The 6,212-nt window shown below is 59.6% G+C and carries 5 protein-coding genes; all 5 read right to left on the bottom strand.

Going from position 1 to position 6,212, the window contains the following annotated elements; genetic code table 11:
- The coding region (locus PROAA_RS08115) for a molybdopterin-dependent oxidoreductase (RefSeq protein WP_186410867.1) at positions 1–1,767 on the bottom strand (1,767 nt) is incomplete at its 3' end.
- A 31-nt stretch (positions 1,768–1,798) separates the two neighbouring features.
- Positions 1,799–3,328 carry an MFS transporter gene (locus PROAA_RS19285; protein ID WP_425394002.1) on the bottom strand — a complete coding sequence of 510 codons (1,530 nt, stop codon included), beginning with the start codon at positions 3,326–3,328 and terminating at the stop codon, positions 1,799–1,801.
- Positions 3,329–3,450: 122 nt separating this feature from the next.
- Complete coding sequence (locus tag PROAA_RS19280) at positions 3,451–4,707, bottom strand: MFS transporter (protein WP_186410865.1); 1,257 nt, start codon at positions 4,705–4,707, stop codon at positions 3,451–3,453.
- Between the two features lie 162 nt (positions 4,708–4,869).
- Entirely contained in the window at positions 4,870–5,601 is a 732-nt protein-coding gene (locus PROAA_RS08100; protein WP_186410864.1) for a response regulator, read from the bottom strand.
- On the bottom strand, positions 5,598–6,212 hold a 615-nt coding region (locus PROAA_RS08095; RefSeq protein ID WP_245664209.1), incomplete at its 5' end, for a sensor histidine kinase. The genes PROAA_RS08095 and PROAA_RS08100, both read right to left, overlap by 4 nt.

Below are 6,212 nucleotides of genomic sequence, written 5' to 3'. Positions count from 1 at the left end.
GATGCAGCCGCACATCATCAGCATGTTGATGACGCCGCGGTAGTTCATGTCGCTGTGATACCAATGATTCATCGCCGCGCCGATGATGACCATCGAACGGCCCTTGGTTTTGTCGGCATTGTCTGCAAACTGACGGGCCACCGTAATGAGCTGCTCGCGTGGCGTACCGGTGATGCGTTCCTGCCAGGCCGGCGTATACGGCGTGTCATCGTCGAAGTCCTTGGCCGCCAGTTCACCCGGCAGGCCGCGGGCCACGCCATAGTTCGCCACTTGCAGATCGAACACGGTGGCTACCAGCACCTTGCCACCGGTCTTGCCCAACGAGACGCTTTGCACCGGCACCGTGCGTACCAGGACATTGTTGCTTGCTGCGCCGCTGGCGTTGTTTGGGAAATGCTCGCTTTCGATGCCGCCGAAGTAGGGGAAACCCACCTTGGCTGTATCCGTGCTTGGATTCTTGCCTTCCATCACCGAGAGCTTCAGTTTGACATCGGAACCCTTGCTGGCCTCTTTGGCTTGGAGGTTCCACTGACCCGCGTCGGCGCGGCCATCCGGCCCCCAGCGGAAACCGATCGCGCCGTTTGGCAGCACGACTTCGCCCGACTCGTCCAGTGCCACAGTCTTCCATTCGGGGTTGTTGCTTGCACCGAATGCGCCGTCGAAATCGGAGGCGCGCACGTAGCGGTCCGGCACCATCACGGTTTCGCCATTCGGTAACTTATGCTCCTTGAGCATTACCAGCATCGGCATGTCAGTGTAACGGCGGACGTAGTTGTCGAAGTATTCGCTACGCGGCTTGCCGCCGTCGGGGAAGTAGAACTCCTTCAGGATGACGTGGCCCATGGCCATCGCCACGGCGGCGTCGGTGCCCTGCTTGGGCTTCATCCAGATGTCGGAAAGTTTGGCAACTTCCGAGTAGTCCGGGGTAACGGCAACCGTCTTGGTGCCCTTGTAACGCACTTCGGTGAAGAAGTGGGCGTCCGGCGTGCGCGTCTGCGGCACGTTGGAGCCCCAGGCGATGATGTAGTTCGAGTTGTACCAGTCGGCCGATTCGGGCACGTCCGTCTGCTCGCCCCAGATTTGCGGGCTGGCCGGTGGCAGGTCGCAGTACCAGTCGTAAAAGCTCATGCAGACGCCGCCGATCAGACTCAGGTAGCGGCTACCGGCAGCATAGGAAACCATCGACATGGCCGGAATCGGCGAGAAGCCGATGACGCGGTCCGGGCCATGCTTCTTGATCGTATGCACGTTGGCCGCGGCGATGATTTCGTTCACTTCGTCCCAATTGGCGCGCACAAAGCCGCCCTGGCCACGCACGCTCTGGTATTCCCGACGTTTCTCGTCAGCCTGCATGATCGAAGCCCAGGCATCGACCGGTTCATGCGACAGACGGGCTTCGCGCCAGAGCTTGAGCAGGCGGCCGCGGATCAGCGGGTATTTGACGCGGTTCGCGCTGTACAGGTACCAGCTGTAACTGGCGCCGCGTGCGCAGCCGCGAGGTTCGTGATTGGGCATGTCCCAGCGGGTGCGCGGGTAATCGGTTTGCTGGGTTTCCCAGGTGACGATACCGCCCTTGACGTAGATCTTCCACGAGCAGGAACCGGTGCAGTTCACTCCGTGCGTGGAACGAACGATCTTGTCGTGTGCCCAGCGGTCGCGGTAGGCGTCTTCCCAGGTTCGGTCTTCACCGTTGATGACGCCGTGGTCACCGGAAAACGGCTCTTTGGGCTGCGAAAAATAGCTGAGTCGATCGAGAAAGTGGCTCATGAGGGTTCTCCGGGTAATCGATCAAACAGGTTCAGGGGTTCTTGATTTCAGCGTTTGCACGCAGGTAAAACCACCAGTTGAGCAGCAGGCACAATGCATAGAACACCGCAAAACCGTACATCGCCGCCTGCGGCGTGCCGGCCTTGATTTGCTGGCCGATGACCACCGGCGCGATGAAGGCACCATAGGCGGCGACTGCCGACGTCCAGCCCAGCACCGGGCCGGCTTGCTGCCGGTCGAAGATGACGCCGATGGTGCGGAAGGTCGAACCGTTGCCGATGCCGCTGGCCGCGAACAGCACGATGAACAGCAGCATGAACGGCAGGAAGTACTGCTCGGGTGTCGCCGACTGGTAGGCCTGCATCATCACGTAGCCCACCGCCACCGAGGCCAGCACCATCGCCGCCGAGACCCATTGCGTGACGATCGAGCCGCCGACCTTGTCGGAGACCCAGCCGCCCACAGGGCGGATCAGTGCGCCGACGAAGGGGCCGATCCAGGCAAAGGCCAGCACCGCTGGTGCGTTCGGGTTGCTTGCCGTGTGCTGCATCACGCCGGCGGCGTCGGGCACATGGCTGACACCGAAAATCACCTTCATCGACAGTGGCAGCGCCATCGAGAAGCCGATAAACGAGCCGAAGGTGACGATGTAAAGGATAGTCATCGACCACGTATGCTTGTTGCCGAAGATCGCGAACTGCTTGGCCACGCCCTCCTTCATCGGACCGAAGGCGGCAATCTTCATCACCAGCAGAGCGAGAACGATATCCAGCGGAATGGCCACCCACATGTTGAGCAGGCCCAGCCCGGTGGGCGGTGGCAGATAAAGGTACAGCATCAAGATCGAGGGTACGAAGGCCAGCGTGTAAAGGTAGGTGATCTTGGCGAAAGCCACGATGGGGTTGCCGGTGGCTGGCGATATCGTCTTCAGGTTGTTCATCCCGAACCAGCACAGGATCGATAGCGGAACCAGCGACAGCACCCAGGCGAAGCCGGCGTTCTGGATCCAGGTCGACGTGCCGGCGGGAATCTTGCCGAAGATCCAGCCGCTATCCTTGACCAGTGTCATCGGCTCGCCGCCAAAGCTGCCCAGGAGACCCATCGTCATTACCAGCGGAATTACTACCTGCATCGTCGTCACGCCAAAGTTGCCCAGGCCGGCATTCAAACCCAGCCCGGTACCTTGCAAGCGCTTCGGGAAGAATGTGCTGATGTTGGACATCGACGACGCGAAGTTGCCGCCGCCCACACCCGACCAGAGCGCCATCAGCTGGAAGGCCCACAGCGGCCAGTCCTTGTGCTGAAGCACGATACCGGTGCCGATCGCCGGCGCCAGCAGCATCGCCGTCGTCAGAAAGATGGTATTGCGCCCGCCGGCCAGACGAATCAGGAACGATGCCGGGATGCGCATCGTGGCGCCGGCGATGCCGGCGATCGCTGTCAGCGTGAACAATTCGGCCTGGGAAAAGGGAAAGCCCAGATTGAGCATCTGCACGGTGATGATGCCCCACATGCCCCAGACGGCGAAGCCGCAAAGCAGGGCCGGAATCGAAATCCACAAGTTGCGGTAGGCGATGCGCTTTCCGGTTGACTCCCAGAAGTCGTTGTCTTCCGGGCGCCAATCGGCGATGTCAGCTCCGGTATGCGATTTGTTTGTCATGATGTGCTTTCTTGAGGGCAAAATTAGTTGTGCGCGCCGGCTGCAGCGGCCTTGTGGTCAGCGGATTCCTGGTGACGGTTCTCGGTCCAGTAGATCCAGATCAGCGACACCCAGACGACGCCGTACATCAGCATGAAAGCGCTGGAACGGATTCCGGTCAGATCCATCAACCCGCCGAACATGATCGGCAGCACGAAACCGCCGAGGCCACCGGCCAGACCGACGACGCCGCTGACCGTGCCGATGTTGTGGGGATACTCGTCGCTGATGTACTTGAAGACACTGGCCTTGCCGAAGGCGAAGCAGATGCCCAGGAGGAACAACAGGATCGTGAACAGATAGACGTTCAGCCCGATGTGGAAAGACACGGGTCCCGAGGTCGTCATTATGGTCAGGTCCGTTTGCGGGTAGCTCAAGAGGAACAGGCAAATCCAGCTCACCCACATCACCCACCAGGTCACGCTGTGCGCACCCCACTTGTCCGACATCCAGCCGCCGACGGCGCGCAATACTCCGCCCGGCAACGAGAAACAGGCGGCCAACAGGGCGGCAGTCCGGATATCCAGCCCGAATTCGCCGACGTAGTACTGCACCATCCACAAGGCCAGGGCGACATAGCCGCCAAAGACGATGCTGTAGAACTGGCAGTACTTCAGAACCTTGGGATCTTTCAGAACCTTGAGCTGTTCCCGGAAGGACGTATTCTGCGTCACGAGGTGTGCCGGATCGCTATAGCTGAAAAACCAGAAGAGAACGACCGTCGCGGCCATGATTGCGGCATAGACCAGCGGTACCATGGTCCACCCGAAGGCAACAACCAGAGCCGGCGCAAGGAATTTGTTGACGGCGGCTCCCGAGTTGCCCGCGCCGTAAATGCCCATGGCAAAGCCTTGCTGATTCTTCGGGAACCAGCGTGCCACATAGGGCGTGCCGACCGAGAACGAACCGCCAGCCAGACCCAGCACCAGACCGATGACCAGGTAATGCCAAAACTGTGTGGCGTAGGCCATCAGCCAGATCGCCGGCACGGTGACGGCCATGAGAACGGTCATCACGATGCGGCCGCCGTACCTGTCCGTCCAGATGCCCAGTGGCACGCGGATCAGCGAACCGCTGAGCACCGGCATGGCCGTCAGCAGTCCGAATTCGGTCGCGCTGAGACCAAGAGTCTTTTTGATCGGGATGCCGATCACGCCGAACATCATCCAGACCATGAAGCACACCGTGAATGCAAGTGTGCTGACCATCAGAATCGAGAGTGCTTGCCCCTTCTTAGTCATGCCAAACCCCTTTGTTAACCTAACGTTAATTTAGAGGTGGCAAGCCCGAAGGAGAATCCTCCTGTAGACGCATCCTGACGGGTATATGGAACTAGTTTCCGCGCGGCTCGCCTAGTTCTGAAGAACTAGGCCCGGTTTGATGGCGCAGTTACTTGATTTGGATCAAAGCAGACCGCTCTCGGATGCGATAACCGCGGCATGAACACGCGAACTGACGTCAAGTTTGCGCAGAACGTGCTGGACGTGAATCTTGACGGTAGTTTCGGCAATGTCGAATTCGCGCGCTATTTCCTTGTTGCTGGCGCCACGTGCGATACCCCGCAAGACATCGAGTTCTCGCGGGGACAGGCTGTCAAGTGCTGCACTCGTCTGTGCCGTTCCAGTCCCAGTGACTTCAGATTTCGCTGATCCGGAAGCGGCATTCGAACTCCCGCCCGAGGCAATTCCCCGGTAGGCCGCCACCAGCTTGCCCATCATTTCCGGTGCAATGACGCTGTCGCCCTGCATGGCACTTTTGATTGCTGCGGTCAAGGCATCGCCTTCGGTGGTTTTCAGCAAGTAGCCGACCGCGCCACCGCACAAGGCGGCGGCGAGGTCATCTTCATCTTCACTGACAGTCAGTATCAGTATGCGGGCGGCGGGTGCCACGTCCGATAGTCCTGGCAAGGCATCGACGCCGCTAACGCCCGGCATGTGATTGTCCAGCAGAATGATATCGGGCTGAAGTTCCCGTGCCTTGCGCAGGGCTTCGTCGGCGTCTGCTGCATCGCCGACGACTTTCAACTGAGGGTCGCGCGCAAGAAGCGCGGTCAGGCCGCGGCGAAAGAGTGTATGGTCGTCGACGACCAGCAGGCGAATGGGTGGCAAATCGGACGGAGTGGATTCAATGTTCATGCTGCAACTCCTTTGGTTTCCGAGGCCTCTGACGATCTGGCGCTTGCCGGTGGCAACGTCAGAATGATGGAACTGCCATGACCCGGGGTGGATCGAACCTCCAGATCGGCACCAAGAATCTGGGCTCGTTCATTCATGATGCGCAAGCCCACATGCGATTCGTCGAGCTGATCGTCGTTGACGTTGAAACCGATGCCATCATCACGCACTTCAAAACGCCAGACCGGGCGTTGCTGTACGTTGAGGCCGACTTGAGAGGCTTTGGCGTGCTTTCGAACATTCGATAACGCTTCCTTGAGAATATGCAGCACCTGAATCTGCATGTCCGGCGCCAGGGGCATGCCGTGCCCCTGAAGAGTAAGCAATGCTTTTATCCCGCTCTGGAGTTCGAACTTGCGTAGGGTGGTGATCAGTGCGGGTTCGATGTCTTCGGCGTTTGTGCGTGTGCGGAAGTGCATCAGCAACTCTCGCACATCGCCATAGCTTTCGTTCACGCCGGTGGAAATCTCATCGAGTACGCCCTGGATTTCGGCAGAATCGCCCGACCCAACGGCATCGCGCATCAGTTTCACCTGAATCTTCAGAAAGGCCAGCGACTGGGCAATGGAATC

The organism is Candidatus Propionivibrio aalborgensis (genome assembly GCF_900089945.1).
GTDB lineage: Bacteria > Pseudomonadota > Gammaproteobacteria > Burkholderiales > Rhodocyclaceae > Propionivibrio > Propionivibrio aalborgensis.
This window is presented reverse-complemented; position numbering and strand designations above follow the sequence as displayed.

Excerpts from the sequence above, each read along its gene's own strand:
- PROAA_RS08100 (WP_186410864.1), bottom strand. The coding sequence starts at position 5,601 with ATGAACATTGAATCCACTCCGTCCGATTTGCCACCCATTCGCCTGCTG.
- PROAA_RS19280 (WP_186410865.1), bottom strand. The coding sequence starts at position 4,707 with ATGACTAAGAAGGGGCAAGCACTCTCGATTCTGATGGTCAGCACACTT.